The sequence below is a fragment of the Stenotrophomonas sp. PFBMAA-4 genome, from assembly GCF_030053215.1.
GTDB lineage: Bacteria > Pseudomonadota > Gammaproteobacteria > Xanthomonadales > Xanthomonadaceae > Stenotrophomonas.
Genome location: NZ_JASGBW010000027.1, coordinates 1 through 25,885 on the forward strand (window position 1 = coordinate 1; position 25,885 = coordinate 25,885).

Annotated in this window: 22 protein-coding genes; 13 read left to right on the forward strand and 9 right to left on the reverse strand. The window is 69.3% G+C overall.

All coding sequences use genetic code 11. The features are described from left to right. Positions 1 to 122: 122 nt before the first annotated feature. Both QMZ26_RS15845 and phhA read right to left on the reverse strand, forming a co-directional pair. Positions 123 to 773, reverse strand: coding sequence for a DUF4375 domain-containing protein (locus QMZ26_RS15845; RefSeq protein WP_283222007.1), 651 nt, complete (start codon positions 771 to 773; stop codon positions 123 to 125). 31 nt (positions 774 to 804) lie between these two features. Further along, positions 805 to 1,698, reverse strand: coding sequence for a phenylalanine 4-monooxygenase (gene phhA, locus QMZ26_RS15850; RefSeq protein ID WP_079224541.1), 894 nt, complete (start codon positions 1,696 to 1,698; stop codon positions 805 to 807). A 125-nt stretch (positions 1,699 to 1,823) separates the two neighbouring features. On the opposite strand from phhA, the gene QMZ26_RS15855 reads away from it, so the two are divergent. Both QMZ26_RS15855 and QMZ26_RS15860 read left to right on the forward strand, forming a co-directional pair. Continuing rightward, entirely contained in the window at positions 1,824 to 2,306 is a 483-nt protein-coding gene (locus QMZ26_RS15855; RefSeq protein WP_079224542.1) for an Lrp/AsnC family transcriptional regulator, read from the forward strand. 87 nt (positions 2,307 to 2,393) lie between these two features. Next, positions 2,394 to 4,391, forward strand: a complete 1,998-nt coding sequence (locus QMZ26_RS15860) for a hypothetical protein (RefSeq protein ID WP_283222008.1) — start codon at positions 2,394 to 2,396, stop codon at positions 4,389 to 4,391. 41 nt (positions 4,392 to 4,432) lie between these two features. Here QMZ26_RS15860 and QMZ26_RS15865 read toward each other — a convergent pair whose 3' ends face one another. Together QMZ26_RS15865 and QMZ26_RS15870 are read right to left on the reverse strand one after the other, a co-directional pair. Beyond that, positions 4,433 to 5,425: a patatin-like phospholipase family protein gene (locus QMZ26_RS15865; RefSeq protein WP_079224545.1), complete on the reverse strand. Its 993-nt coding sequence runs from the start codon at positions 5,423 to 5,425 to the stop codon at positions 4,433 to 4,435. Between the two features lie 145 nt (positions 5,426 to 5,570). Then, on the reverse strand, positions 5,571 to 6,629 hold the full coding sequence (locus QMZ26_RS15870) for a TIGR00266 family protein (RefSeq protein WP_283222009.1): 1,059 nt from the start codon (positions 6,627 to 6,629) through the stop codon (positions 5,571 to 5,573). A gap of 160 nt (positions 6,630 to 6,789) precedes the next feature. Here QMZ26_RS15870 and QMZ26_RS15875 point away from each other — a divergent pair, with 160 nt between their 5' ends. Further along, entirely contained in the window at positions 6,790 to 9,057 is a 2,268-nt protein-coding gene (locus QMZ26_RS15875; RefSeq protein WP_079224549.1) for a TonB-dependent receptor, read from the forward strand. A 147-nt stretch (positions 9,058 to 9,204) separates the two neighbouring features. On the opposite strand, the gene QMZ26_RS15880 is transcribed toward QMZ26_RS15875, so the two are convergent. Beyond that, positions 9,205 to 10,044: a phosphatase PAP2 family protein gene (locus tag QMZ26_RS15880; protein ID WP_283222010.1), complete on the reverse strand. Its 840-nt coding sequence runs from the start codon at positions 10,042 to 10,044 to the stop codon at positions 9,205 to 9,207. A 243-nt stretch (positions 10,045 to 10,287) separates the two neighbouring features. On the opposite strand from QMZ26_RS15880, the gene QMZ26_RS15885 reads away from it, so the two are divergent. Together QMZ26_RS15885 and QMZ26_RS15890 are read left to right on the forward strand one after the other, a co-directional pair. Beyond that, the gene (locus QMZ26_RS15885; RefSeq protein WP_283222011.1) at positions 10,288 to 11,166 is read left to right on the forward strand and encodes a hypothetical protein; all 879 of its coding nucleotides are present in this window, start codon (positions 10,288 to 10,290) and stop codon (positions 11,164 to 11,166) included. Positions 11,167 to 11,177: 11 nt separating this feature from the next. Continuing rightward, entirely contained in the window at positions 11,178 to 12,380 is a 1,203-nt protein-coding gene (locus QMZ26_RS15890; protein WP_283222012.1) for a DUF4785 domain-containing protein, read from the forward strand. A 197-nt stretch (positions 12,381 to 12,577) separates the two neighbouring features. On the opposite strand, the gene QMZ26_RS15895 is transcribed toward QMZ26_RS15890, so the two are convergent. Then, complete coding sequence (locus QMZ26_RS15895) at positions 12,578 to 13,399, reverse strand: ATP-binding cassette domain-containing protein (protein ID WP_283222042.1); 822 nt, start codon at positions 13,397 to 13,399, stop codon at positions 12,578 to 12,580. A 152-nt stretch (positions 13,400 to 13,551) separates the two neighbouring features. On the opposite strand from QMZ26_RS15895, the gene QMZ26_RS15900 reads away from it, so the two are divergent. From QMZ26_RS15900 to QMZ26_RS15925, 6 genes are all read left to right on the forward strand, one after another. Beyond that, complete coding sequence (locus tag QMZ26_RS15900) at positions 13,552 to 14,754, forward strand: fatty acid desaturase (RefSeq protein WP_283222013.1); 1,203 nt, start codon at positions 13,552 to 13,554, stop codon at positions 14,752 to 14,754. Then, entirely contained in the window at positions 14,751 to 15,080 is a 330-nt protein-coding gene (locus tag QMZ26_RS15905; RefSeq protein WP_079224554.1) for an EF-hand domain-containing protein, read from the forward strand. The genes QMZ26_RS15900 and QMZ26_RS15905 overlap by 4 nt, the downstream gene beginning before the upstream one ends. A gap of 75 nt (positions 15,081 to 15,155) precedes the next feature. Then, on the forward strand, positions 15,156 to 15,968 hold the full coding sequence (gene mutM / locus QMZ26_RS15910; RefSeq protein ID WP_283222014.1) for a bifunctional DNA-formamidopyrimidine glycosylase/DNA-(apurinic or apyrimidinic site) lyase: 813 nt from the start codon (positions 15,156 to 15,158) through the stop codon (positions 15,966 to 15,968). Between the two features lie 67 nt (positions 15,969 to 16,035). After that, positions 16,036 to 16,602 carry an ECF-type sigma factor gene (locus QMZ26_RS15915; RefSeq protein WP_079224557.1) on the forward strand — a complete coding sequence of 189 codons (567 nt, stop codon included), beginning with the start codon at positions 16,036 to 16,038 and terminating at the stop codon, positions 16,600 to 16,602. A 16-nt stretch (positions 16,603 to 16,618) separates the two neighbouring features. Continuing rightward, the gene (locus QMZ26_RS15920) at positions 16,619 to 19,084 is read left to right on the forward strand and encodes a serine/threonine-protein kinase (RefSeq protein ID WP_283222015.1); all 2,466 of its coding nucleotides are present in this window, start codon (positions 16,619 to 16,621) and stop codon (positions 19,082 to 19,084) included. A 48-nt stretch (positions 19,085 to 19,132) separates the two neighbouring features. Next, positions 19,133 to 20,737, forward strand: coding sequence for a glucan biosynthesis protein D (locus QMZ26_RS15925; RefSeq protein ID WP_283222016.1), 1,605 nt, complete (start codon positions 19,133 to 19,135; stop codon positions 20,735 to 20,737). 64 nt (positions 20,738 to 20,801) lie between these two features. Here QMZ26_RS15925 and QMZ26_RS15930 read toward each other — a convergent pair whose 3' ends face one another. Both QMZ26_RS15930 and QMZ26_RS15935 read right to left on the reverse strand, forming a co-directional pair. Then, a complete protein-coding gene (locus tag QMZ26_RS15930; RefSeq protein WP_200734443.1) occupies positions 20,802 to 21,533 on the reverse strand; it encodes a sel1 repeat family protein in 732 nt (243 codons plus the stop codon). Positions 21,534 to 21,616: 83 nt separating this feature from the next. Then, positions 21,617 to 22,237, reverse strand: a complete 621-nt coding sequence (locus QMZ26_RS15935) for a thymidine kinase (RefSeq protein WP_283222017.1) — start codon at positions 22,235 to 22,237, stop codon at positions 21,617 to 21,619. A gap of 101 nt (positions 22,238 to 22,338) precedes the next feature. Between QMZ26_RS15935 and QMZ26_RS15940 the strand changes: the two genes are divergently transcribed. Next, positions 22,339 to 24,315: a UvrD-helicase domain-containing protein gene (locus QMZ26_RS15940; protein ID WP_283222018.1), complete on the forward strand. Its 1,977-nt coding sequence runs from the start codon at positions 22,339 to 22,341 to the stop codon at positions 24,313 to 24,315. A gap of 261 nt (positions 24,316 to 24,576) precedes the next feature. Continuing rightward, entirely contained in the window at positions 24,577 to 25,101 is a 525-nt protein-coding gene (locus QMZ26_RS15945) for a GNAT family N-acetyltransferase (protein WP_283222019.1), read from the forward strand. A 71-nt stretch (positions 25,102 to 25,172) separates the two neighbouring features. On the opposite strand, the gene QMZ26_RS15950 is transcribed toward QMZ26_RS15945, so the two are convergent. Further along, positions 25,173 to 25,829 (reverse strand): DUF480 domain-containing protein, encoded by a 657-nt coding sequence (locus QMZ26_RS15950; RefSeq protein ID WP_108745622.1) that lies wholly within the window; start codon positions 25,827 to 25,829, stop codon positions 25,173 to 25,175. Positions 25,830 to 25,885 lie beyond the last annotated feature (56 nt).

The window sequence follows — 25,885 nt, forward strand, 5'->3', positions numbered from 1 at the left end:
TCGACCCAGCCATGTTGAAAGTGGGTCAAGCCTGCTTCCAGCAGGCTTGACCACGAACATAGGATCTCGGCTCTACACGGGCTGCGCTGATCTGTAGAGCCGAGCCTACGCTCGGCTTGGCTCTACAACGGCTCCGGCCCGAAGTGCTTCAGCCCCAGCCGCGCCAGGTCTTCCGGCCGCTCGAAATAGGCTTCGTCAAAGGCATGCAGGGCATCCTGCTCCTGCTCGGTCATCGCGCCGTACAGGTCGTGCAGCTGCGTGATCGCCGGGTCGTCCTCCAGCCGGTCCAGCAGCCCGCGCATGCCGGCCAGGATCGCGTGGGTCTGCACCGCGCCCATCGCCTGCAGCGCACGCAGCGCCAGTTGGCAGGTGGGATCGCCCCAGTTGCACAGGAACTGCATGAAGCCGCCGTTGTTGATGTCCGCTTCCATGCGCCACAGCGCCACCAGCTGCTGGTCTTCGTCGGACAGCGCATCCAGCGTCCACGCGGCTGCCTTCAGACGCGCCAGAGCGGCTTCGTAGCGGTCATCCCACACCTGGTTGGGGATATCGACCACGCCCGCCTCGCGCGGCGGCAGCAGGGCCGGCCAGTTCACGCCGAGACCATTGGAGGTGGCAACCCAGTGCGCGCGCTGTTCGGCCGTGGCTTCGAACAGCGCGGGCGCCCAGCGCAGTGGCTGGCGGGTGCGGCGGCCGTCGGCCAGGGTCAGCAGGATGAAGTCGTCGTTGAAGGCAACGTCGGTTACGCGCAGCGAAGCAAATGCATCAGTCATGCCGTGCAGGATACCCGCGCGGCAGCGTGCCTCACACGTCCCCGCCGTCCGCCCAACCCTCACCCGTACCCGCCTGGAACACACGGTCATCGGCCTGCACGTCACCGGCCGGCAGGTGCGCCTGGTCGGCCAGCGAGGCGTAGATCGGGGTGAAGTCCGGCGAGGTCGCCTGCATCAGCTGCTCGAAGCTGTCGATGACGAAGTAGGTCTTCTGGAAGGTGTCGATGCGGTACTTCGTGCGCATGATCCGCTGCAGGTCGAAGCCGATGCGGTTGGGCGCGGCCGATTCCAGCGAGTACAGCGATTCGCCCTTCGAAGACACGATGCCGGCACCGTAGATGCGCAGGCCGTCGGGCGTGTCGATCAGGCCGAATTCCACCGTGTACCAGTACAGGCGCGTGAGGTTCTGCAGCGCATCCGGGCCGATCGCGTGGGCTTTGACGCCGCCGCGCCCGTAGGCCTCCATGTAGTCGGCGAACACCGGGTTCATCAGCAGCGGCACGTGGCCGAACAGGTCATGGAACAGGTCCGGTTCGGCGATGTAGTCGATCTGGTCCGGGCGGCGGATCCACCAGGTCACCGGGAAACGGCGGTTGGCCAGGTGGTCGAAGAAATCCAGTTCCGGCAGCAGGCCTTCCACGCCGACCAGGGTCCAGCCGGTGGCCGCGCCGAGCACTTCGTTGAGCTGGTCGAAGCGCGGGATCATGTGCGCGTTCATGCCCATCTCGTCCTGCGCGTCGAGGAATTCCTGGCAGGCGCGGCCCACCAGCAGCTCGCGCTGGCGCTGGTACAGCGTGCTCCAGGTGGCGTGGTCGTCGGCGGTATAGGTGTCCCACGGCTGCTCGACGAGCGCGGTGGTGTACACCGGCACGTAGCCCTTGTCGGTCTGCTGGTGTTCGACGCGGCGGGGCTGGGCGAGGTCCATGGGGCACTCCTTGAAGGGATACCAGTGATGCTAGGGCAGGGCGCGCGCAACAGGGTTGCAAAAGTTGCGCGTAATGGGCCTCGTGGCGCAATATCCTTGCGTACTCACCGTGTTGCGGGGCAGCAATGGCCGGAGAAGTCCAGTTCGATCGCACGGATATACGCCTGTTGGCCGAGATCCAGCGTGATGGTCGCGCCACCAACGCGGAGTTGGCGACGCGGGTGAACCTGTCGCCGTCGGCCTGCCTGCGGCGCCTGCAGCGGCTGGAAAGCGAAGGGGTGATCGTCGGCTACGGCGCGCGCCTGGAACCGCGCCAGCTGCGCCTGGGCCTGCAGGCCTTCGTCCGCGTGCAGCTGGAAAAGCACGACCAGGCGGCCATCGGCCACTTCGTGGACAGCGTGCAGGGCTGGGATGAAGTGGTGGCCTGCCACGCCCTGACCGGCGACATGGACTACCTGCTGCACGTCTACGTGCGCGACCTCGAGCACTTCTCGCGCTTCCTGCTGGACAGGCTGCTCAACGCCGGCGGCGTGGCCGATGCCAATTCCAGCTTCGTGCTGCGCACGGTGAAGGGCTTCCAGGCGCTGCCGCTGTCGCAGCTGGAGTAAACCGGCCGCGGCGATTTGACGGCGCCGGGCGGGTAGCCGAGCATCACCGCCCTGCGCGCGGCGCAGCGTTCCTTTCCGGTTCCAGGCATGTCCGAACTCCAGCACCCGGTGCTTACCACCACCTTCCTGCCGCTGCAGCGCAAGTCGCTGGCGCGCTACATCGCCCATGGCACGCCGCCACAGACCGCGCTGGAACAGGCCGGGCTGATGGCCGCGCAGCTGTGCCGCGCGCGCCTGCATGCGCCAGCCGAGATCGAGCGCCTGCTGCACGAGGCCTGTGCGCTGTTTGCCGCCAGCGAAACCGCCGCCACGCCGTTGACCGGTACGGGTGGCGGTGGCCAGCCGGAGCTGGACGCCTGGCTGGCCGCGCTGGCCGCCCATGGCGTGCTGCTGGCACCGGCGGAGATCCTGCAGGACTTCATCGTGCAGTCGCCCAGCGACTACCCGGGCCTGGCCCTGCAGCAGGCCTGCCAGGAAACCCTGGCTGAACATGAGATCCGCTTCCCGGCCGCGTTCGCCAGCGACGATGAGGACGACGACCAGGACGAAGCCGTTGCCAGCGATTCGCGCGCGGTCGAACACCATGGCCTGTACACGTCCGAGCAGGCCCGCGTGCTGCGCGCGATCGCCGCCAATCCCGATGAGCTGATCGACCTCGATGGCTACGCCGGTACCGGCAAGGGCCATCTGGTGCTGGCGCTGATGGATGCGCGGCCGGGCCGATATACCTACATCGCGCCGTCGCGCGGCCAGGTCGAAGCGTTCCGCGCCCGCGTGCCGGCCAGCACGGCCGTGCGCCTGCTGACCCAGATCGAATTCGCCAACCGCGTGGCCCAGCACGCCGCGCGCAATGGCCAGACCGGCGGCTTCGTCGCCAGCTACCGGCGCAGCACCCGCACCCCGCGCGAGATCGCCGGCCGCATCGGCCTGCAGGGCATCGGTGGGCGCAGCCCGGAACAGGTGCTGCTGACCGCCTTCGAGGCCATCAACCGCTGGTGCGCCTCGTCCGCACCGCGCATGGCGTTCCAGCATTTCGACCGCTCGGTACCGGCCGCCATGCTCGACGTGGCGCCCTACCTGGCGGCGGCCGAGCACGTCTGGCGCAGCATGTTCGATGCCGAACTGCAGCGCGGCGCGCTGTTGAGCCTGAGCCCGGCGCACATCGGCAAGTGGCTGGCGCTGCGCGGCATCACCCCGCCGCAGGACATGGGCATGCTGCTGGTGGACGAGGCGCATGACCTGAGCCCGTCGTGGAAGCAGCTGCTGGCCGGTCACGCACCGGGTGTGGTCAGCCTGGGCGACCCGCACCAGTGCCTGTCCGGCACGGTACCGCGCTGGGCCGCATCGAAGGTGCTGGAAATGCACCAGTCGGTGCGCCAGGGCAACCAGGTCGATGGCCTGGTCAACCAGGCGCTGGCGCTGGATGGCCTGGGCCCGGACAGCGGTCCGTTTGTGGGTGCCGCTGACCGCGCCACGGGTGTGCTGCATTACCGCGACTGGTCGCAGGTGCCACGCACGGGCCTGCGCATCCATGGCAATGCCGCCGATCTGGCCCTGGACGCCGCACAGCTGCAGGCGCAGGGGCTGCGGCCCTACCTGCATCCGGCCTCGTTGCGCGCGCTGCGCAGCGCGTTGCAGGGGCCGCTGGATGCCTGGCGCCGCCGCGATAGCGGGTCGAACCAGATGCAGGAGCGTTTCCTGGCCACGCAGGTCGGCGACGGGCAGGGCGCATGGGCGGACCTGTTCGCTTCGGCCGACCGCGTGCAGTCACTGCTGCAGGCGCTGGATGACCAGGACACGCCCGCCGATGCACGCGTGGTGCTGTGCCTGGCCGAGCACGCGAAGAACCTGCAGTTCGACGTCGTCTCGCTGTCGCCCGGCTGTTTCAGCGCAGGGCAGGGCGGGCGCATCTGGCACAACCCGGTGCGCGCGGTCTACCTGGCGCTGACCCGTGCGCTCCGCCAGCTGCACGTGCCCGCCGATGGCATGGAACAGCTGCAGCACACCGCGGCGCTGCAGGAACAGGCGCGCCAGGCACGCCGGCGCGAACGGCAGCAGGCCAGCGGTTACCGGCCCGTGCGCTAGCGCGGGATGCCGCGCTGCTCAGCAGCGACGCGGCAGAGCACTCAGCACTTTTCCTTGCGGCCCATCATCCTGCCCAGGCGCGAGGGCTCATCGCACTTCGGCACGACCGGTGCAGCCGGTGCCAATGCCGCCGCGCGCGCCTTCTGCAGCTGCTGGATCTTCGCGCGGATCTGCGGCATCGCCGCCATCGCGGCCTTCTCGCCTTCGAGGATGGCAGTGCCGCGCTGGCTGAAATCGGCGGCACCGATGTCCAGCACCTTCGGCCGGATGACGATGTCGGCGCGTGCGAGTTCCTGCTCGCCCAGGCGCTGGCCCATGATCGAGATCGACTGGTTGACGATGCCCAGCATGCCGGTCGGTGCCTTGCCGCTGGCCTTGCTGGAGATATCCACGGCGATGACGAATTCGGCACCGAGCTGGCGCGCGGCATCCACCGGCACCGGGCTGACCACGCCGCCGTCGATGTAGTTGCGGCCACCGATCTTCACCGGCTCGAACACGCCGGGGATGCTGCTGGACGCGCGCACGGCCTGGCCGACGTTGCCGCGCACGAAGATCGCGCGCTCGCCGGTTTCCAGCTGGGTGGCGACCGCGGCGAACGGCTTCTTCAGCTTCTCGGCCGGCCGGTTGGCCACCTGCTCGTTGACGTAGTCCTGCAGCTTCTGGCCCTGCACCAGGCCGCCGGAGAACAGGCGTACGTCGCGGATGCTGGCTTCATCCAGCGCCACGGCCTTGCTCTGCATCTGGAACGCGTCCATGCCGCTGGCATACAGCGCGCCGACCACGCTGCCGGCGCTGGTGCCCGACACCACCACCGGTTCGAAGCCGTTGGCTTCCAGCATCTTGATCACGCCGATGTGGGCAAAGCCCTTGGCTGCGCCGCCACCGAGAGCGATGCCGATCTTCACCGGCTTGGCCTGCGGTACCAGGATCGGCTGCGGCGGCGGAGTGGGGCGGACCTCCTCGCCACCACAACCGGCCAACAGGCCGAGCAGGGCGACGGACAGCAGCACGCGGGGGCGGAACAGGCTCATCGGCAATGCGCTCAGGGCGCCGGATTCAGGAAAGGGCGCCAGCATACCGAAGGTGCAAAATCCGTGGGTAGCGCCGGGCCATGCCCGGCGGATGGTTCAGCTGCCGCTGTGCTCGCCGGGCATGGCCCGGCGCTACCGTGCAGGATCAGAAGCGGTTGTCGCCGCCCAGTGCGCGGCCCAGCCCGCCCAGGATCGAGCCTTCGCCGCGGCTCTGCCCGCCGCCCTGCGGCGCGGCCATCCACATGCGCCCGGCCAGCCGCGAGAACGGCAGCGACTGCAGCCAGACCTTGCCCGGCCCGGTCAGCGTGGCCAGGAACACGCCCTCGCCGCCGAACAGCATGCTCTTGATGCCGCTGACCCGGCGCACGTCCATGTCCACCGTGGGGTGGTAGGCCACCACGCAGCCGGTATCCACATCCAGGCGCTCGCCGGCGGCCAGCTCGCGCTCGATCACGCAGCCACCGGCATGGATGAAGACCCAGCCGTCGCCTTCCAGCTTCTGCATGACGAAGCCCTCGCCACCGAACAGGCCGGTCATGATCCTGCGCTGGAACTGCACGCCGATGCGCACGCCGCGCGCGCCGGCCAGGAAGCTGTCCTTCTGGCAGATCAGGCGCCCGCCGTGCTGGTCCAGCTTCATCGGCAGCACCGTGCCGGGGTAGGGCGCGGCGAAGGCGACCTTGCCGCGGCCCGTGCCGGTCTGGGTGTAGACGGTGGCGAACAGGCTTTCGCCGGTCACCACGCGGCGGCCCGCAGCCATCACCTTGTCCATGAAGCCGCTGCTGGCCTGCGAGCCGTCGCCGAACACGGTGTCCATCTGCACCGTCGATTCCTTGAACATCAGCGCGCCCGCTTCGGCGATCGCGCTTTCGCCCGGGTCCAGGCCGATCTCCACGAACTGCATTTCATGGCCGACGATGCGGAAATCGATGGGATCGCCGTGGCCGCCGCTGCTGCTGGCTGCCTGCGCGGCGGCGGGCGTGGCGGCGGGCGTGGCGGCGGGCAGCACCGGCGGTGCGGCGGCAGCAGGCGCTGCCGGGCCCGCGCGCAATGCGGCCAGATCGGACACGGCTGTCCACCCGCTCATGCCCTGGCACCAGGCCAGCGCCCCCGGGTTCGCCTGCGCAAACTGGCGTGCAGCGTGCTCGTCGAGCGGGCCGATACGCTCGGCCTGGCCGGCGGCGTGGAAGTACCACTGGGTCATCGCAGCAGCTCTGTTGCAAGGGGAAAGCGCGAGTCTAGCGGCCTGCCGGGGGTGCTGCGGGCAGGGGCCATGAACGATCGGCATTTGCGGCGCAGGTGCTGTATTGCAACAATTATCTGGTAGCGCCGTTTTACCACCCCTCCAAACACAGCCTACCGCCATGTCTCCGACCCGCACTTCCCGTGGCCGATTTCCGGTCGCGCGTCCCCTCGTTGCCGCTCTTTCCGCCCTGCTGCCGCTGGTAGCAGCCGCCCAGGAAACCCCCGCTGCCAAGGATCCGGTTGCCCTCGACGCCCTGCAGGTCACCGCACAGCGCCGCGTCGAGAACGCCAAGGACGTGCCGGTCGCGATCACCGCGATCCAGGGCGAGAAGCTCGATGTGCTCGGCTCCGCCGGCGATGACATCCGCTTCCTGTCGGCGCGCGTGCCCAGCCTGAACATCGAATCGTCCTACGGCCGTGCCTTCCCGCGCTTCTACATCCGCGGCCTGGGCAACACCGACTTCGATCTCAATGCCTCGCAGCCGGTGTCGCTGGTGTATGACGACGTGGTGCAGGAAAGCCCGCTGCTGAAGGGCTTCCCGCTGTTCGACCTGGCCGGCGTGGAAGTGCTGCGTGGCCCGCAGGGCACGCTGTTCGGCCGCAACACCCCGGCGGGCGTGGTGAAGTTCGATTCGGCCCGTCCGTCGCAGGACGCCGATGGCTACGTGAAGATGTCCTACGGCACGTATGACACCTGGAACGTGCAGGGTGCCTACGGCGGCCCGCTGACCAGCCGCTGGTCGGCGCGCGTGTCGGCGCTGTACCAGCGCCGCGAGAACTACGTCGACAACACCATCACCACCGCGCCCAGCTCGGGCTTCGAGGGCTATGACGAGGCCGCTGGCCGCGTGCAGTTCCTGTACGAAGGTGATGACGTCGAAGCACTGTTCAACCTGCACAAGCGCAAGCTCAACGGCACCGCCCGCCTGTTCCGCGCCAACATCATCCAGAAGGGCAGCAACGCGCTGGTCGAGAACTTCGACCGCGACAAGGTCTCCACCGATGGCCTGAACTTCTCCAACCTGGAAACCTGGGGCGGCAGCGCACGCCTCAAGTGGGACCTGGGCCGCGTCACCCTGCACTCGATCACCGGCTATGAAACCGCCGAATCGCTGAACCACGGCGACGTCGACGGTGGCTACGGCGCGGCGTTCCTGGGTGCCGGCAACTCCGGCCCGGGCCTGATTCCGTTCCCGTCCGAATCGGCCGACGGCCTGCCGCACCACCGCCAGTGGACGCAGGAATTCCGCGTCGAATCCAACGAGTGGGGCCGCTTCGACTGGCAGGCCGGCGTCTTCTACTTCGATGAAGACGTCACCATCGACAGCTTCAACTACGACTCGCTGACCCCGGGCAACCCGCAGACCGGCCACGCCGTGCAGAGCCAGCGCAACAAGGCCTGGGCCGCGTTCGCCTCGGGCGACCTGGACGTGACCGACCGCTTCAAGCTGCGTGCCGGCGTGCGTTACACCCAGGACAAGAAGGACTTCACCGCCAGCGTGCTGCAGGCCGTGCCGGGCGGCACGCCGGTCAGCGGCCCGTACCTGGCCAACAGCGATGTCGACGACGTCAGCTGGGACCTGAGTGGCGTCTACCAGATCACCGACAACATCAACGCCTATGCGCGCGTGGCCAAGGGCTTCCGTGCACCGTCGATCCAGGGCCGCCTGGCCTTCGGCGGCGTCACCCAGGCCGATTCGGAGAAGGTGATCTCGTACGAAGCCGGCATCAAGGCCGACCTGTTCGACCGTCGCGCACGCCTGGGCTTCAACGTGTTCCGCTACAACGTCGATGGCCAGCAGCTGATCGCCGTGGGTGGCAGCAACAACACCGCCACCCTGCTCAACGCCGACAAGACCATCGGCCAGGGCTTCGAGCTGGACTTCGAGGCGTACCTGACCGACCACGTGCTGATGACCCTGGGCAGCAGCTACAACGACACCGAGATCAAGGACCGTGACCTGGCCGTGGCGATCTGTGGCGGTGGCTGCACCATCACCGACCCGACCACCGTCATCAACGGCGGCACCTACGCGCTGGTCAACGGCAACCCGCTGCCGCAGGCGCCGAAGTGGATCCACAACCTGACCCTGCGTGCCGGCTTCCCGGTGAACGATGCCAGCGAGGTCTACGTGTACACCGACTGGGCGTACAAGAGTGCGGTCAACTTCTTCCTGTACGAGTCGCCGGAGTTCCGCAGCCGCAGCTCGCTGGAAGGTGGCCTGCGCGTGGGCTACAACTGGGATTACGGCCAGTACGACGTGGCCGTGTTCGGCCGCAACCTGACCAACCAGACCCGCGTGGTCGGCGCGATCGACTTCAACAACCTGACCGGCTTCCTCAACGAGCCGCGCACGTTCGGCGTCGAGTTCACCGCGAAGTTCTGAGGCGGCTGATGGCGTGATGCAATGAAGAAGGGCCGGCGCAATGCCGGCCCTTCTGTTTTACAGGGCCGCCGGGCATGGCCCGGCGCTACCCCTGCTCGTCCCCGGTAGTGCCGGCCGCTGGCCGGCAGCGATTGATCTGCCCTGCGCTTACAGCGCGCTTTCCGGCCGCACCTTCAGCACCGCTTCCTCGGCCGCGCAGTCGCGGCTGGAATGCAGGCCGGCCTTGCGCGCATCGGCGATCTCCTTGCGCGCCGCCAGCAGATCCTTGTTGAACGCCGCGTTGTCATGCAGGCGGGCCACGGCGGCAGCGCCCATGAAGCGGCCTTCGAGGATGTCGCTCTGCCAGTGCACGTTGCACACCAGGCGGCTCTCGCCGTAGTTGCGGCCGCGCGCCTGGATGGCATCGGCGCGGTCGGGGGCGATCTCCGAAAGGATCAGCGCCCAGGCCCAGCCGATGGAGGTGTGGCCGGACGGATAGGAGCCGTTCCTGCGCAGGCCGGCTTCATCGTCCGGCGTGCAGGTGGGCTCGCCGTTGACCATGAACGGGCGCGGGCGCTGGTACTGGTTCTTGGCCGCCTTGGTGGCCGCGCTGGCATCGATGCGGCTGCGTTCCAGCAGGCGGTACAGGGCCGGGGTCTTCACCGCGTCCACGTCGATGTCGGCCGCGCAGGAGAACTGGTTGGCGCCGGCCGGGAAGCCGAGTTCGGCATCGCGGGTGGCCTGGGCAAAGCGCGGCGTGCCACGCAGGGCGCGGGCTTCGCGGCTGACCTGTTCGTCCAGCGCGAAACCGGCCGAACCGGCCGCCGGCGGCGCCGGCACCAGGGCAATGCTGGCCGGCACGGCCGCCTTGTCCAGATAGCCCACCGCCTTGGTGGTGATGGTGGCTTCCACCGCAGTGGGCGCGGGGGCGGTGGACGCGCAACCGGCCAGCGACAGGGCGATGGCCAGGCCGAGCAGGGGGCGGGCGGGGAGGGCAGGCAAAGACATGGGCAGGCTCGAGACAGGAAACACAGCGGCCATGATCGCAGCCCCTCCCGCCGCCCGCAGCGTCCATCGGTCATACGGCCAGACCCGGCATGGTGGCGCACCGAGGTCACGATTCTGCAACAACGGCATCCATCGTCGCCAATCTCCCGAATACGGGCGCAGCGCACGGACTTTCACGCGCGTTCGCCGCCAGCATCGGCCCACAGCCGGGCCGGGGGGATCCGCTGACGAGGGAGAGATGCGATGCGCAGCACCGCAACAGGAAGTACCGCCCTGGCCCTGCTGCTGGGCCTGGCCAGCGCCCCGGCCTGGTCCGCCGACGTGTATGGCGTGGCCTTCGTGCACGGCACCGGCGCGCAGACCAACGCCACCCAGGACTACTGGCAGCCGGCGATCATCGACACCGTGCGCCAGGGCCTGCCGAACAGCAGCAACTACGTGGTCATCAACTGCGATTTCACCCAGTACATGTGGAAGCCGGAGGCCGCTGGCTGCCTGGCCAACCAGCTGACCAGCTTCATCGACAGCCGCGGCATCACCCAGCTGGTGGTCATCACCCATTCCAACGGCGGCAACGTGGTGCGCTGGATCCTGTCCAACCCCACCTACGATAGCCGCTACCCGAAGATCATCAGCACCTTGCGCAAGGTGACCGCGCTGGCGCCGTCCTCGGCCGGCACGCCGCTGGCCGATGCGGTGCTCAACGGCAACACCTTCGAAACCTCGCTGGGCTGGCTGCTGGGCTACAAGAACGATGCGGTACGCATGCAGCAGGTGGGCCACATGGCGACCTACAACGCGCAGAACCTGTACGGCACCGCGGGGCGCCCGGCACTGCCCAGGCCGTTCCGCGCGGTGGTTGGCAGCGATGTCGAATCGGCGGTGTGGGACAGCAACAGCTACTGCGGCGGCTACCCGGCCAATGTCGGCCTGGAATTCACCCAGAACTGGCTGTCGTCCTGCTCGGACGGCTTCCTGGAGTGCAGCAGCCAGAAGGCGGCCGGCACGCTGTGGTTCACCGACAAGGCGCGTACCCAGGGCGCCGAGCCGCTGAGCCACAACCAGAGCCGCCGCGAGTGCTTCGGCCTGGGCACGATCCTGCGCAACGACCTGACCCAGTGAGGGAGATGACCATGAAGATCCAATCAACCCTGCTGGCCGCGGCCATGCTGGCTGCACTTGCCGCCGTGCCGGCCCATGCCGCGCAGGCGCTGCGTGCCGCCGCTGCCGGTGACCAGGTGCCCGCGTCACTGGTGGCCGCGCCGCTGCCGGCCGATGACAGCGAGCGCGTGCCGCTGGCCTTCGCCTGGGCGCTGGACCCGGCGCAGCCGCTGCAGGCACCGGGCGCGTACGCTGCCGTCAGCCGCAGCTACTGGCAGCAGGTCGACGCCGCCGAACTGCAACGCGGCCTGGACCTGCCGCTGACCGCACCGGATGCCGTGATCCAGCTCAGCCCGGGCACCGGTGCACGCGCGCTGCCTGCCGAGGCACTGCAGGTACGCGATGCGGCCGGCCGCAGCAGCGTGGCGCGCAGTGTCGATGCGCGGCAGCTGCAGGCCGCAGGCATGGCGGTGACCGATGGCAGCAGCATGCTGCGTACTGGCGCCAGCAGCGCGGTGGGCACGTACCGGCTGCAGAGCGCGCAGGCGCAGGGGCGCTACGTGGTGCAGGTGCTGGAGCCCAACAGCCCGGTGCGGCTGGAGGTGCAGGCCAGCCAGGCGCAGGTGCTGGCCGGTGGCAGCATGCAGCTGCAGGCGCGCCTGCTGGAAGACGGCCCCAGCGCCGCGAAGCTGGCCACGCGCCGCAGCAGCCTCGGCGGTGAAGCATTGCTGGTGGCACCGGATGGCCGCAGCTGGCCGCAGCGCCTGCTGCGCACCACCGATGGGAGCCTGCGCGCGCAGGTGCGCATTCCGGCCGAGGCCAGCACGGTGCAGGGCCTGTGGGAGCTGCAGGTGTTCGCCCAGGCCGATGGCGTGCTGCGCGATGGCAAGGTGGCCTTCGCCGTGGCGCAGCCGACCGCACGCTTCAGCGGCCAGGCCACGCCCGACCCGGCCAGCCGCCAGGTCAGCCTGCCGCTGCAGGTGGCCGCCGCGGGTCGCTACGAGGCGCGCGGCACGCTGTACGCCACCGGCGCCGATGGCCAGTTGAAGCCGGTGGCGCAGGCGCACGCGGCCGCATGGTTCGAGGGCGCTGGCCGTGGCGCGCTGGTGCTGCCGTTCGACCAGGCCGCACTGCCGCCCGGCTTCGGCGCGCCGTATGAACTGCGTGACCTGCAGCTGCAGGACCAGAGCCGGATGGCGCCGATCGAATCACGCGCGCTGGCGCTGCGGTTCTGAGGAGAAGGTGGCGGGCCGGATATCCCGGCCCGCCGCACCTGCAGATTGGGTGGAATTGACCGGGTAGAGTCGACTGTTAGTCGACTGCCCTTCCAACAGACCGCGAGAACCCCGCGCTGCGCGCGATAGTCGACTAACAGTCGACTCTACCGCCGTCCGGCCGTCCCGCCGTCCCGCCGTCCCGCCGTCCCGCCGGATTACCCCGCGTACGCGGTCAAGACCCCATTCTGTTCCACCACGCTGATCGCCCCGCCGAATACCGCCGACAGCGGTTCGTCGCGCAGCAGTTCATCGCGGGTGCCGTCGGCCAGCACGCGGCCGTCGCGCAGCAGCACCACGCGTTCGATCTCGGGAATCACTTCCTCGATATGGTGGGTGACCAGCACCAGGGTGATGCCCTGCTGGGCCAGCACGCGCATGGTCGCCACCAGCTGCTGCCGCGCCACCAGGTCCAGCCCGGTGGAGGGCTCATCCAGCAGCAGCGCCTGCGGCCGGTTGACCAGGGCGCGGGCGATCAGCACCCGGCGGGTCTCGCCGGCCGACAGTTCGGCATAGGCGCGCTCGCGCAGGGCCAGTGCGCCGGTCATCGCCAGCGTCTCGCCCACCCGTGCCCGCATGTCCGCCGTCACCTCGCGGAACGCCGGCACCACGTAGCTGGCGAAGAAGCCGGACAGCACCGCCTGTTCCACGGTCAGCCCGGGCATGTCGGACAGGTTGCTGCTGAGGTCGCCGGTGACGATGCCCAGCTGCGAACGCAGGCGATCGACCTGCCAGCGGTTCTGCCCCAGCACCTTCACCGCCACCCGGCCGTCGGCCTGGGCCAGCGGGTACAGCTCGCGGGTGATCAGCTTGATGAACGTCGATTTGCCGCAGCCGTTCGGGCCCAGCAGCGCGGTGTGCTGGCCCTGCGCGATGCGCAGGCTGAGCCCGTGCAGGACCTTCACCTGGCCGCGGACCACGCTGGCGTGGTCCAGTTCGATCAGCGCCGGCAACTCCGCGGCGGACGGGGCAGTGGTAATGGCGCGGGTGCGCGGATCAAGGCTCGACAACTCAGGTCCCCAACTGTGAACGGTGGCACTTCATGACGGTGCACGACGACCGTCGCGAGGGTGCAGTTTGCAACTTAAGCGCCCATCATGTCTGCCATCCCGCGTCGATCTGGAGTGCCGCCATGCCCGATGCCCTGATCTCCCTGCTCACCGGTGGCGTGCTCGGCCTGGGTGGCTGGGCCATGCTGGCGGTGCTGCTGGTATTTACCCAGCTCACCATCTTCTCGGTCACGCTGTACCTGCACCGCAGCCAGGCGCATCGCGGGGTCGATTTCCATCCGGCCGTCGCGCATGTGTTCCGCTTCTGGCTGTGGCTGACCACCTCGATGATCACCCGTGAGTGGGTGGCCATCCACCGCAAGCACCACGCCAAGGTGGAAACCGAGGACGACCCGCACAGCCCGGTCACCCGCGGCATCGGCAAGGTGTTCTGGCACGGCGTGGAGCTGTACCGCGAGGCCCGCGGCATGCGTGCGGACATCAAACAGTACGGCCGTGGCACCCCGGACGATGCCATCGAGCGCCACCTTTACACCCCGCGCGCCACCCTCGGCCCGGTGCTGCTGCTGGCCATCAACAGCGTGCTGTTCGGCCTGCCCGGCGTGGCCCTGTGGGCGATCCAGATGGCGTGGATCCCGTTCTGGGCCGCAGGCGTGGTCAATGGCCTGGGCCACTGGTGGGGCTACCGCAACTACGAGTCGGCCGACACGTCCACCAACCTCACCCCGTGGGCGTTCTGGATTGGTGGCGAGGAACTGCACAACAACCATCATGCCTTCCCCAGCTCGGCGCGCTTTGCCATGCGGCGCTGGGAGTTCGACATCGGCTGGAGCGCGATCCGCCTGCTGCAGGCGCTGCGCCTGGCCAAGGTGCTGCGCGTTGCACCGGCCATGGACGTGCGCCCGAACATCGCCGTGCCCGATGCCGAGACCCTGAAGGCGCTGCTCTCGCACCGCTTCCAGGCGATGACCGATTACCAGCGCAACGTGTTCATGCCGGCCCTGCGCGAGGAAGCCACGCAGGCCGGGGCGAAGCTGCGCCGCCTGTTGCCGCGCCGCCTGCGCCGTGGCCTGGTCAACGATGGCCGCTGGCTGCAGCCGGACAGCCGCGCCCAGCTCAGCGCGTGGGTCGCGCAGCGCCCGCGCATCCGCACCCTGGTGGAATACCGTGCGCGCCTTGCCGCGCTGCTGGAAGCCCGTGGCCACGATGCCGCCGAGCGCCTGCGCCACCTGCAGGCGTGGTGCCACGAGGCGGAGGAAAGCGGTATCGCTGCGCTGCAGGCGTACGCCGCGCGGTTGAAGGGCTACACCCTGGTGGGCGCATGAGGCAGCTGCTGGTTCCGCTGCTGTGCCTGCTGCCGCTGGCCGCGGCCGCGCAGGTCAGTGACACCGCCACCTACCTGCAGCGCATGGACAGCGATGGCGATGGCAAGGTCAGCGAAACCGAATACGTGCAGTGGATGCTGTATGCCTTCGACCACATGGACCGCAACGGCGACGGTGTGCTGACCGCCGATGAACTGCCCGGTGGCAAGGGCAGGCCGATCACCCGCGAGCAGCAGCGCCAGGTGATCGTGCAGCGCTTCCACAAGCAGGACGCCAATGGCGATGGTTTCCTGGATGCACGCGAACTGTCGGCGCCGCCGCGCTGACGCTGCGGTAGCGCGATCACCGGTAGCGCCGGGCCATGCCCGGCGGCTTCGCATGGCCGGGCGTAGAATCAGCCCATGCCTGAACTGCCCGAAGTAGAAACCACCCGCCGCGGCCTGGCGCCGCACCTGGAAGGCCGCCGCGTCCACGGGGTGATCCTGCGCCGCGCCGACCTGCGCTGGCCGATTCCGCCGGAGGTGGCCGATCTGCTGCCGGGGCAGCGCATCGACGCGGTGCGCCGGCGCGCAAAGTACCTGCTGCTGGATACCGCCGTCGGCAGCGCCGTGCTGCACCTGGGCATGTCAGGCAGCCTGCGCGTGCTGCCGGGCGATACCCCGCTGCGCGCGCACGACCATGTGGACATCAGCCTGGACAATGGCCGCCTGCTGCGCTTCAACGACCCGCGGCGCTTCGGCAGCCTGCTCTGGCAGCCGGCCGGCGAGGTCCACCCGCTGCTGCAGGGGCTGGGCCCGGAGCCGCTGGACGACGCCTTCGACGGCGACTACCTGTTCGCGCGCAGCCGCGGCCGCAGCGCACCGGTGAAGACCTTCCTGATGGACCAGGCGGTGGTGGTCGGGGTGGGCAACATCTACGCCGCCGAAAGCCTGTTCAAGGCTGGCATCAGCCCGCTGCGTGAAGCCGGCAAGGTCTCGCGTGAACGCTATCGTCGGCTCGCCCGCGAAGTGAAGGACACCCTCGGCTATGCCATCACCCGCGGCGGCACCACCCTGCGCGACTTCATCAGCCCCGATGGCGCCCCGGGCTACTTCGAGCAGGAGCTGCTGGTCTATGGCCGCGACGGCCTGCCGTGCCCGCAGTGCGGGCGCCCGCTCAAGCACGCGATGATCGGCCAGCGCGCCAGCGTGTGGTGCAGCCGCTGCCAGCGCTGAATCTCTTCATGCAGCGGACGCGGGCGGCGTTATAGTCCGCACAGCATCCGCTGCGGGGGAGGTTGCGATGGACGAAGGACCGGATATCACTGTCTGGCTGGATGCCGCGCGCGGTGGCGACCGCACGGCGCTGGACCGCGTGCTGACCACGCTTTACCAGGAACTGCACGGCATGGCCCGGCGCCAGCTGGCCGGCCAGCAGGGGCGCACCCTGGACGCCACCTCGCTGGTCCACGAGTCCTACCTGAAACTGCTGGGCAGCCGCGGCGCGGCGCGCTTCGAGGATCGCGCGCACTTCTTTGCCTATGCCGCCTCGGCCATGCGCAGCGTGGTGGTCGACTACGCGCGCAACCGGCTGGCGCGCAAGCGCGGCGGCGACCTGAAGCGGGTGGCCGAGATCCCCGAGAACAGCAGCAGCGGCGTGCGCCTGGACGAAGACCTGCTGGCGCTGGATGTCGCCCTGGAGCGCCTGCAGGCGGTCGATGTGCACCTGGCGCGGGTGGTCGAGCTGCGCTACTTCGCCGGCCTGTCCGAACAGGAGATCGCCGAACTCAGCCAGCGCTCGGAGCGCAGCATCCGCCGCGACTGGCAGAAGGCGCGGTTGTTCCTGCTGGCGGCGATGCGCGGCGACTGAGGCGCGCAGGCCGACCATGGATGCCGCGCGCTGGCAGCAACTGTCGTCCTGGCTGGACCAGCTGCTGGAGCTGGCCCCGGAGGCGCGGAAGCTGCGCCTGCAGCGCCTGGCCGAGCATGACCCGACCCTGGGCCGCGACCTGGAACACCTGCTGCTGCAGGAGGCCGACAGCCAGGAATTCATGGCCCAGCCGCTGTGGACCGCACCGCCACCGGGGCGCGCCGGCAGCCAGGTAGGCCCTTACCGCCTGCTGGGCCCACTGGGCGAGGGCGGCATGGGCGAAGTGTGGCTGGCCGAGCGCTGCGACGGCCTGTACCAGCGCCAGGTGGCGCTGAAACTGCTGCGCAGCGGCGTGGCCGACCCCGGGCTGCGGCAGCGCTTCGGCCGTGAGCGGCAGATCCTGGCCCGCCTGCAGCATCCGCACCTGGCCCAGCTGCTGGATGCCGGCGTGGACCAGCACGGCCAGCCCTACCTGGCGCTGGACTACGTGGAAGGCGAACCGATCAGCGACTACTGCCGGCGCCTGCAGCCCCCGCTGGAAACCCGCCTGCAGCTGATGCTGCAGGTCTGCGCGGTGGTCAGCCATGCCCATGCCAACCTGGTGGTGCACCGCGACCTGAAGCCCTCCAACATCCTGGTCCGCGCCGATGGCACGGTGAAGCTGCTCGATTTCGGCATCGCCGCGCTGCTCGACCACGACGATGCCGACGCCACCCACCCGCCCACCGAGGTGCGCGCGTTCACCCTGCACTACGCCGCGCCGGAACAGGTGCGCGGCGAGGCGGTGACCACCCTCACCGATGTCTACTCGCTGGGCGTGGTGCTGTTCGAGGTGGTGACCGGGCACAAGCCCTACCGCCTGCGCCGGCACAGCGATGCCGAATGGGAGCGGTCGATCCTGGACGTGCAGGTCCCGCGCGCCTCGGCGCTGCTGCAGCGCCTGGCCGACCAGCCGGGTGCCGCCCGGCGCGCGCTGCAGCGGCAGGCCCGGCAGCTGCGCGGCGACCTCGACGTGCTGCTGGAAAAGGCGCTGCAGAAGGATCCCGCACAGCGCTACGCCTCGGCCGAGGCGCTGGCCGGCGACCTGCAACGCTACCTGCAGGGCCGGCCGATCCAGGCCCGGCCGCCCGGCGTGGGTTACCGGGTGAACAAGTATATCGGCCGCCACCGCTGGGGCGTGGCGCTGGCCTCGCTGGCGGTGCTGGCCCTGCTCGGGACCACCTCCGTCGCGCTGTGGCAGGCGCGCCAGGCGCAGGTGGAAATGGCCCGCGCGCAGGCGATGCAGGATTTCACCGTCAGCCTGTTCGACAAGGCGGCCAGTGAGCGCCATGGCCATTTCGACGTGCCGCAGCTGCTGGCCACCGGGCAGCAGCGCGGTGAGGCCGAGCTGGCCGACCAGCCCCTGGCGCTGGCCGAACTGGAAGGCGTGATCGGCCGCCTGCGGATCGGCCTGGGCGACTACCAGCTGGCCCTGCAGACCTTGGACCAGCAGCGCCGGCTGCTGCAGCAGGTGGACGACGTGCCGCCCGCCCTGCAGCTGGAAGCGGTGACCCAGCGGGGTCGCGCGCTGCGCATGCTGGGCCGCGACCGCGATTGCCTGGCGCACCTGCAACCGCTGCAGCCATTGGCCGCCAGTGAAGCCGACGCACTGCCGGCGACGGTGGCCGAGTTCCACAGCCAGCTGGGCCGCTGCCAGGCGCAGCTGGGCAATGCGGAGGCGGCGCGCGCGTCATTCGAACAGGCCCTCGCCCTGCGCCACGAGGGCATCGGCCAGCGCTTTGGCCGCGCCGAATCGCTGGCCGACCTGGCCGGGCTGGATGCCAGCGCCGGCCACCTGCCTGCGGCGCTGGCCGGTTACCAGCAGGCGTTGGGACTGCTGGACCAGCCGAGCGATGGCCGCAGCCCACAGGTGATCGGCCTGCACCGCCAACGGGGCGAAGTGCTGGCGCGGCAAGGCCGGACCGAGGCTGCTGCCAGCGAACTGGACCTGGCCTGGCAGGCGGCACAGGATGCCTGGGGCCCGCGCCATCCCGAGGCGCTGGTGGTGCGCCGCGCCCGCGCGATGCTGGCCCTGCAGCGCGGGCAGGGCGAACAGGCAGGGCAGGAGCTGCAGCAGGTCCAGGCGCAGTTGCTGGCCGCGTTGGGCCCGGCCCACCGCGAGGTGGGCCAGGGCGAGTTCGCACTGGGGCAATGGGCCAGCGATCGGGGGGATGCCGCCCTGGCCGCCAGGCACTACGCACGGGCGGTGGCGATCTGGCGCCAGCCCGACCACACCGCACTGCTGCCGCAGGCGTTGCTGGCACAGGCAAGCGCGCTGCAGCAGGCCGGGCAGCCGGGCCCCGCGCGCGCTGCGCTGGCCGAAGCGCGCCAGCTGCTGCTGGCCCAGCGCGGGGCACAGGCCCCGGCACTGCGTGAGCTGGACGCGCGGCTGGCCGCGCTGGCGCAGCCTGAACCAGCCGTACAGCCCTCCGCTGCCCGTTAACGTTTGTCTGCCTATGATGGCCGACCTTTCCCTTGCTTCCGCGCCTGCATGCAACGACGCGACTTCCTCCGCAATGCCTCCCTGGCCCTGGCCGCCTTTGGCCTGCCGACCCTGCCGGCCTGCGCGGCCGGGAAGAGTGGCCAGCTCGGCCTGCGCCGGCTCGGCCAGCCGCAGCCGTTCGACTTCGCCACCCTGAAGGGCCAGGCCCGCGCACTGGCGCAGGCGCCGTACCAGAGCCACAAGCGGGTGCTGCCCAAGCCGCTGGAAGCCCTCGACTGGGACCAGTACCAATCCATCGGCTACCGCCAGGACCATGCGCTGTGGGCCGACCAGCCCGGCAGGTTCCAGGCGAAGTTCTTCCACCTGGGCCTGTACTTCCATTCGCCGGTGCGGATGTTCGACGTGGTCGATGGCAAGGCGCAGGAACTGGCCTACGACGGCGCGGCGTTCAACTACGGCAAGAGCGGCCTGAAGAACGGCGAGCTGCCGGCTGACCTGGGCTTTGCCGGCTTCCGCCTGAACACCCGCAAGGACACCGACCGCGACTTTGCCGCCTTCCTCGGCGCCAGCTATTTCCGCGCCGTCGGCAAGGAAGGCCAGTACGGCCAGTCCGCGCGTGCGCTGGCCATCGATACCGGCATGGGCAAGCCGGAGGAATTCCCCGATTTCATCGCCTACTACCTGGAACAGCCGGCGGCCGACTCGGACACGATCGTGGTCTACGGCCTGCTCGATTCGCCCAGCGTGGCCGGTGCCTACCGCTTCGCCATCACCAATGGCGACGTGCTGCTGATGGATATCGACAGTGCGCTGTACCCGCGCAAGGCAATCGAGCGCCTGGGCATCGCCCCGTGCACCAGCATGTACCAGGTGGGCGAGAACGACCGCCGCATGGGGTGGGACTGGCGCCCGGAGATCCACGACACCGATGGCCTGTCGATGTGGACCGGTGCCGGCGAATGGATCTGGCGACCGCTGGTGAACCCGCGCAACCTGCGCTTCAACATGTTCGTCGACCACAACCCGCGCGGCTTCGGCCTGCTGCAGCGCGACCGCAACTTCGACCATTACCAGGATGACGGCGTGTTCTACGAGAAGCGCCCGTGCCTGTGGGTGGAACCGAAGGGCGAGTGGGGCGATGGTTCGGTACAGCTGGTGGAGATCCCCACCGTGGACGAAACCTTCGACAACATCGTGGCGTTCTGGAACCCGAAGGAAAAGCCGCAGCCGGGCCAGGAGCTGCTGGTCGGCTACCGCCTGTTCTGGGGCGCCGAGCCGCCGGCACGCACGCCGCTGGCGCACTGCGTGGCCACCCACACCGGCCTGGGCGGCGTGGTGGGCAAGAAGCGCGAGTACTTCAGCTGGCGCTTTGCGGTGGACTTCGAAGGCGGCGAGCTGGCCAGGCTGATCGACAAGGGCGAGGTGGAGGCGGTGGTGGAAGCCAGCCGCGGCCGGGTGGAGATCGTGTCGGCGCGGCCGCTGCGCGAGATCAACGGCTACCGCGCGATGTTCGACCTGGTGCCGCCGGACGGCAGCACCGAGCAGATCGACATCCGCCTGTACCTGCGCAGTGGCGGCAAGCCGCTCACCGAAACCTGGCTGTACCAGTACACCCCGCCGCCGGCGGGCGCACCGGAGCGCACGCTGTACTGAGGCCGCGCTGTAACCGGAGCATGTGGGCGGGCAGGGCGCCGCCCTGCACGCCATGCCGGCGGTGTTACTTGCCGCGGGTGTCTGCCGGTGCAGGCGCCGGCGGTGGTGCAGGTGCGACGGTGGGCACGCCGACGTCAACTGTGCCGCGCCGGATCTTCATCCAGTTTTCGTCCTGCCAGCGCTGGTAGCGGTCGGGATCCCAATAGGTGGGGTCATACAGGCGATCGGCCTTGATGGTGCGGCTCACTCCTCCGTCCATGTAGACGATGTCCACGTTGTTGGACAGCGAGCCGGTGCGGCTGCCGGTCATCGCCCGCTTGCCGCGCTGCAGTTCGGCGGCCAGGCGCGGCCGGGCCGCCGCATCACCGTACTCATCGCGCAGCCGCAGTGCCTGCGCCCGTGCCTCTGCCTGCTTTTCCAGCGGCAATGCGGCCCAGAATCTGTCACGCAGTTCAAGCATCAGCGGGTAGCCGCGCTCGGAGGCGACATCCATCCAGGCGTAGGCCATGACCGGGTCGGCGGCACGCTTGACGCCGTACCAGTACATCTCGCCGAGCAGGCCCTGTGCCGGCTTGTCCGCATAGCGGGCAGCCTTGCGGAAATTGTCCATCGCCGCCTCGGCATCACCCTGCTGCAGGGCATTCATTCCCCACTGGCGGAACTTCATGTCCGGATGGCCATCCAGGAAGCCGGCACCGAGCAGCGCCGCATCGTCCTGCGGCGAAGCCGCCTGGCCGGCTGCCGTGGCAAGCCCCGGCAGGAACATCAAAGGAAGCAGCAACAGGACGGAGCGCATGACGGACTTCCCGATCAACGGTGACGTTGGCCCAGCCTAGGGCGGTCACCGCGGCCTTGTAAACGGCCGGACGTCACGCCCGCCTACAGCGGCAGGGGCGCCTGCGCCGGGTCGATCCGGCCTTCACCGCGGGTGATTTTCTTGAATTCCGCCCGGCTCACCGACACATAGCGTTCGTTGCCACCGATCTCGACCTGCGGGCCGTCCTGCACGGCGTGGCCATGCTCGTCCACGCGCACGGTCATCGTCGCCTTCTTGCCGCTGTGGCAGATCGTCTTGATCTCCTGCATCTCGTCGGCCCAGGCCAGCAGGTACTGGCTGCCCTCGAACAGCTCGCCGCGGAAATCGGTGCGCAGGCCGTAGCACAGCACCGGGATGCGCAGCTGGTCGACCACCTCGCTCAGCTGCCAGACCTGCGCGCGGGTCAGGAACTGCGACTCGTCCACCAGCACGCAGCCCATCGGGCCGTTGTCGTCCAGGTCCTGGGCCACCCAGCGCTGCAGGTCGCTGTCGCGGTCGAAGGCCATGCCCTCGGCGCGCAGGCCGATGCGCGAGGCGACCACGCCGGCACCGGCGCGGTCGTCCAGGCGCGGGGTCAGGATCGCCACCCGCATGCCGCGCTCGCGGTAGTTGTGCGCGCTCTGCAGCAGGGTGGTGGTCTTGCCGGCGTTCATCGCCGAATAGTAGAAATAGAGCTTGGCCATCGGCCGATTGTACGCCGCTGCCCCGGCGCGCCGAAGCCGTTCAGCATCCCCACCGGCCGACGGCTGTGGCCGTCACCCGGGACCGCTACAATCCCCCTCCAATGCACGGTCTCAATCCTCCCCAAGCCGCCGCCGTCCTGCACATCGAAGGCCCGTTGCTGGTGCTCGCCGGTGCCGGCAGTGGCAAGACGCGCGTGATCGTCGAGAAGATCGCCCACCTGATCGGCTGCGGGCGTTACCCCGCGCGCCGCATCGCGGCGATCACCTTCACCAACAAGTCGGCCAAGGAAATGCGCGAGCGCGTGGCCAAGCGCCTGCGCGAGCAGGACGCCGACGAGGTGACCATCTGCACCTTCCACGCCCTGGGCCTGAAGTTCCTGCAGATCGAACACGCGGCGGTGGGCCTGAAGCGCGGCTTCTCGATCTTCGATGCCGACGATGCCGCCGCGCAGATCAAGGACCTGATGTCCGGCGCCAAGCCTGACGACATCGAGGACATGAAGAACCTGGTGTCGCGCGCGAAGAACGCCGGCCTGTCGCCCGAGCAGGCGATGGCCGCCGCGCGCAGCAACCGCGAGAAGGAAGCGGCCAGCGTCTACGAGCGCTACCAGCTGCGCCTGACCGCGTTCAATGCGGTGGACTTCGACGACCTGATCCGGCTGCCGGTGCAGGTGCTGGAAGAGAACCCGGACATCGCCGTGGCCTGGCGCGAACGCATCGGCTACCTGCTGGTGGACGAATGCCAGGACACCAACGACGCGCAGTACCGCATGCTCAAGCAGCTGGCCGGCGAGAAGGGCAACTTCACCTGCGTGGGCGACGATGACCAGTCGATCTACGCCTGGCGTGGCGCCAACCCGGAAAACCTGCAGCAGATGGGGCGCGATTATCCCGCGCTGGAAATCATCAAGCTGGAGCAGAACTACCGCTGCTCCAACCGCGTGCTGCGCGCGGCCAACGCGCTCATTGCCAACAACCCGCACGAACACCTGAAGAAGCTGTGGAGCGACCAGGCCGACGGCGAGCGCATCCGCGTGTGGGAATGCCGCAACAGCGAACACGAAGCGGAGAAGGTGGCCGCCGAGATCGCCTTCGTGGCGCAGGCGCACAAGGTGCCGTGGAGTGATTTCTGCATCCTGTTCCGCGGCAACTTCCAGTCGCGGCCGCTGGAAAAGGCGATGCAGCTGCTGCGCATCCCCTACCACCTGACCGGCGGCACCATGTTCCTGGAACGCCAGGAAGTGAAGGACACGCTGGCCTGGCTGCGGCTGCTGGTGAACCCGGACGACGACACCGCGTTCATGCGTGCGGTGCAGTCGCCCAAGCGCGATGTCGGCGCCGGTACGCTGGCCAAGCTGGCCGAGCTGGCGCAGGAAAAAGACATCCCGATGGCGCATGCCGCCGAGTCGATCGGCGCACTGCAGCAGCTGCCGCCGCGTGCGGCCAACAGCCTGGCGCGCTTCACCGACATCCTGCGCGACCTGCGCGCGCAGACCCGGCAGATCACCTCCGGCGACATGATCCGCAAGGTTGCCAAGGAATCAGGCCTGTTGAGCGAGCTGCGCCAGCAGGCCAAGGAAGAGGCCAGCTACCAGCGCCGTGCCAACAACATCGAGGAACTGGCGCAGTGGTTCGAGGGCGGCCCGCGCGGCGCCACCGCGGCTGATCTGGCCGGCCAGCTGGCGCTGCTCTCGCGCAGCGACAAGGACGAGGGCGGCAACCAGGTGCGCATGATGACCATGCACGCCTCCAAGGGCCTGGAATTCCCCTATGTCTTCATCGTTGGCTGTGAGGACGGCGTGCTGCCACACCAGGTCAGCCTGGACGAAGGCAACCTGCAGGAAGAGCGGCGCCTGCTGTACGTGGGCATCACCCGCGCGAAGATCCAGCTGTGGATGAGTTACAGCAAGCTGACGCGCAAGTTCGGCGAGCACGTGCGGTTGAAGCCGAGCCGGTTCTTCGAGGAGATTCCGGCCGAGGAGATCCAGCGCGATGGCGCGGACCCGGTAGCGGATGCGGCGCGGAAGAAGGAGCGCGCGACGGCGGGGTTGGCGGCGATCGAGGCGCTGTTCGACTAAGGCGCTCCAACGGCGCCGCCCCTCCGTGGTGGAGCGCGCGTTGGTTGTGCGGTGTGGCCGGTCGGGGTGGGTTCGCGGGGGACGCCGTGAACCCGTCCCTGGGGGCTTAGCCGCGCCATCCATGGCGCGGATACCCCCGCGAACCCACCCCGACCGGCCTCTGACGGATTCCGGGCGCCTCCTGCCACGGCAATGCAGAGAAAATCAAAATCAACAGCCGGGCGTTGAGGCAGAATCGGGGTTTCGGCTGGAGGCCTGTGCATGCATCCCATCGAAAGTGAACGCCTGCGGCTGCGCCGCATCGAGCCGGATCGGGATGCGCTGCCGATGCTGGCGCTGCTCAATGATCCGGGATTTTTGCGCTTCATCGGCGACCGCAACGTGCACAGCGAGGAGCAGGCGCGGGAGTACATCGCGCTGCGCGTGCTGCACAGCTATGCGTTGAACGGGTTCGGCATGTACGCGATCGAGCGCCTGGCCGACGGCGCGTGGCTGGGCAATGCCGGCCTGGTGCGGCGTGATGGCCTGCCGGGGCCGGACATCGGCTATGCGGTGCTGTCGGAATTCGCCGGGCAGGGCTGTGCCAGCGAGGCGGCACGGGCGGTCGTGGCGCACGCGCGTGCCGAGCTGGGCATCGAGGACCTGTACGGCATCACCGACCTGGACAACGTGGCTTCCGGGCGGATCCTGCTGGGGCTGGGCATGCAGGAACGCGGGGTGATCCAGCTGCCGGGCGTGGACAGTCCCAGTCGGCTGTACGCCACGCCAGGCGCGGCCGAGGTTTGATTGTGGTGGGTGCCGACCAGCGGTCGGCACGACTCAATTGCAGTTCCGATCAACGGTCGGCACCCACCCCCTCAACCGCCGCGCAGTTCGGCCAGCTGCGCCTGCAGTTCAGCCACTGCCGCTTCCAGCTGGGCCACGCGCTCGGCCAGGCCGGGGTCGGCCGCTTCGCTGCTGCCACCGCCGCTGCTGGCGTACTTCGCGGCCAGCGCCGCACCGTCCACCTCACCGCACAGCAGGTGCATGTAGCGGTCCTCGCGCTGGCCGCTGGCGCGCGGCAGCACCACCAGCAGGGCGCGCTGCTGCAGGCGCTCGATGGCGTGGCGGGCTTCGTCCACGTCGGCGAAGCGGTATAGGCGCTCGCTGCGCGTGACCAGCTCGCCCAGGGTCTGCGGCCCGCGCAGCAGCAGCATCGCCAGCAGCACGGTCTGCTGCCGGGTCAGGTCCAGCGCGGCCTGCAGGCGGTGCTCGTAGCGGTCGGCGCGCGAGGAGAAGTGCTGGCGCGCCAGGCCCAGTGTCTCCAGCTGGCGCAGGGCGTGCTGCACGCTGCCGGCATCGACGTTCATCACCGGCTCGCGGGCGGTCTTCTGGTTGGCTGCCGACTGTGCGGCGTTGACCGTCAGCGGGTAGGTGTCCGGGGTGGTCGCCTCCTTTTCCACCAGGCAGCCCAGCAGGCGGGCCTGGACGGCATCGAGCAGGGGGACGTCGGGGGTCTGGACGGGATCGGTCATGGCGGCCTCCGCAAGGCAACGGGTCAACCCCGAAGCATAGCCGTGCCACGGTCATC

Bases quoted from the DNA above. Each gene is read 5' to 3' on its own strand.
- QMZ26_RS15845 (WP_283222007.1), bottom strand. From the start codon at position 773: ATGACTGATGCATTTGCTTCGCTGCGCGTAACCGACGTTGCCTTCAAC.
- phhA (WP_079224541.1), bottom strand. From the start codon at position 1,698: ATGGACCTCGCCCAGCCCCGCCGCGTCGAACACCAGCAGACCGACAAG.
- QMZ26_RS15855 (WP_079224542.1), top strand. From the start codon at position 1,824: ATGGCCGGAGAAGTCCAGTTCGATCGCACGGATATACGCCTGTTGGCC.
- QMZ26_RS15860 (WP_283222008.1), top strand. From the start codon at position 2,394: ATGTCCGAACTCCAGCACCCGGTGCTTACCACCACCTTCCTGCCGCTG.
- QMZ26_RS15865 (WP_079224545.1), bottom strand. From the start codon at position 5,425: ATGAGCCTGTTCCGCCCCCGCGTGCTGCTGTCCGTCGCCCTGCTCGGC.
- QMZ26_RS15870 (WP_283222009.1), bottom strand. From the start codon at position 6,629: ATGACCCAGTGGTACTTCCACGCCGCCGGCCAGGCCGAGCGTATCGGC.
- QMZ26_RS15875 (WP_079224549.1), top strand. From the start codon at position 6,790: ATGTCTCCGACCCGCACTTCCCGTGGCCGATTTCCGGTCGCGCGTCCC.
- QMZ26_RS15880 (WP_283222010.1), bottom strand. From the start codon at position 10,044: ATGTCTTTGCCTGCCCTCCCCGCCCGCCCCCTGCTCGGCCTGGCCATC.
- QMZ26_RS15885 (WP_283222011.1), top strand. From the start codon at position 10,288: ATGCGCAGCACCGCAACAGGAAGTACCGCCCTGGCCCTGCTGCTGGGC.
- QMZ26_RS15890 (WP_283222012.1), top strand. From the start codon at position 11,178: ATGAAGATCCAATCAACCCTGCTGGCCGCGGCCATGCTGGCTGCACTT.
- QMZ26_RS15900 (WP_283222013.1), top strand. From the start codon at position 13,552: ATGCCCGATGCCCTGATCTCCCTGCTCACCGGTGGCGTGCTCGGCCTG.
- QMZ26_RS15905 (WP_079224554.1), top strand. From the start codon at position 14,751: ATGAGGCAGCTGCTGGTTCCGCTGCTGTGCCTGCTGCCGCTGGCCGCG.
- mutM (WP_283222014.1), top strand. From the start codon at position 15,156: ATGCCTGAACTGCCCGAAGTAGAAACCACCCGCCGCGGCCTGGCGCCG.
- QMZ26_RS15915 (WP_079224557.1), top strand. From the start codon at position 16,036: ATGGACGAAGGACCGGATATCACTGTCTGGCTGGATGCCGCGCGCGGT.
- QMZ26_RS15920 (WP_283222015.1), top strand. From the start codon at position 16,619: ATGGATGCCGCGCGCTGGCAGCAACTGTCGTCCTGGCTGGACCAGCTG.
- QMZ26_RS15925 (WP_283222016.1), top strand. From the start codon at position 19,133: ATGCAACGACGCGACTTCCTCCGCAATGCCTCCCTGGCCCTGGCCGCC.
- QMZ26_RS15930 (WP_200734443.1), bottom strand. From the start codon at position 21,533: ATGCGCTCCGTCCTGTTGCTGCTTCCTTTGATGTTCCTGCCGGGGCTT.
- QMZ26_RS15935 (WP_283222017.1), bottom strand. From the start codon at position 22,237: ATGGCCAAGCTCTATTTCTACTATTCGGCGATGAACGCCGGCAAGACC.
- QMZ26_RS15940 (WP_283222018.1), top strand. From the start codon at position 22,339: ATGCACGGTCTCAATCCTCCCCAAGCCGCCGCCGTCCTGCACATCGAA.
- QMZ26_RS15945 (WP_283222019.1), top strand. From the start codon at position 24,577: ATGCATCCCATCGAAAGTGAACGCCTGCGGCTGCGCCGCATCGAGCCG.
- QMZ26_RS15950 (WP_108745622.1), bottom strand. From the start codon at position 25,829: ATGACCGATCCCGTCCAGACCCCCGACGTCCCCCTGCTCGATGCCGTC.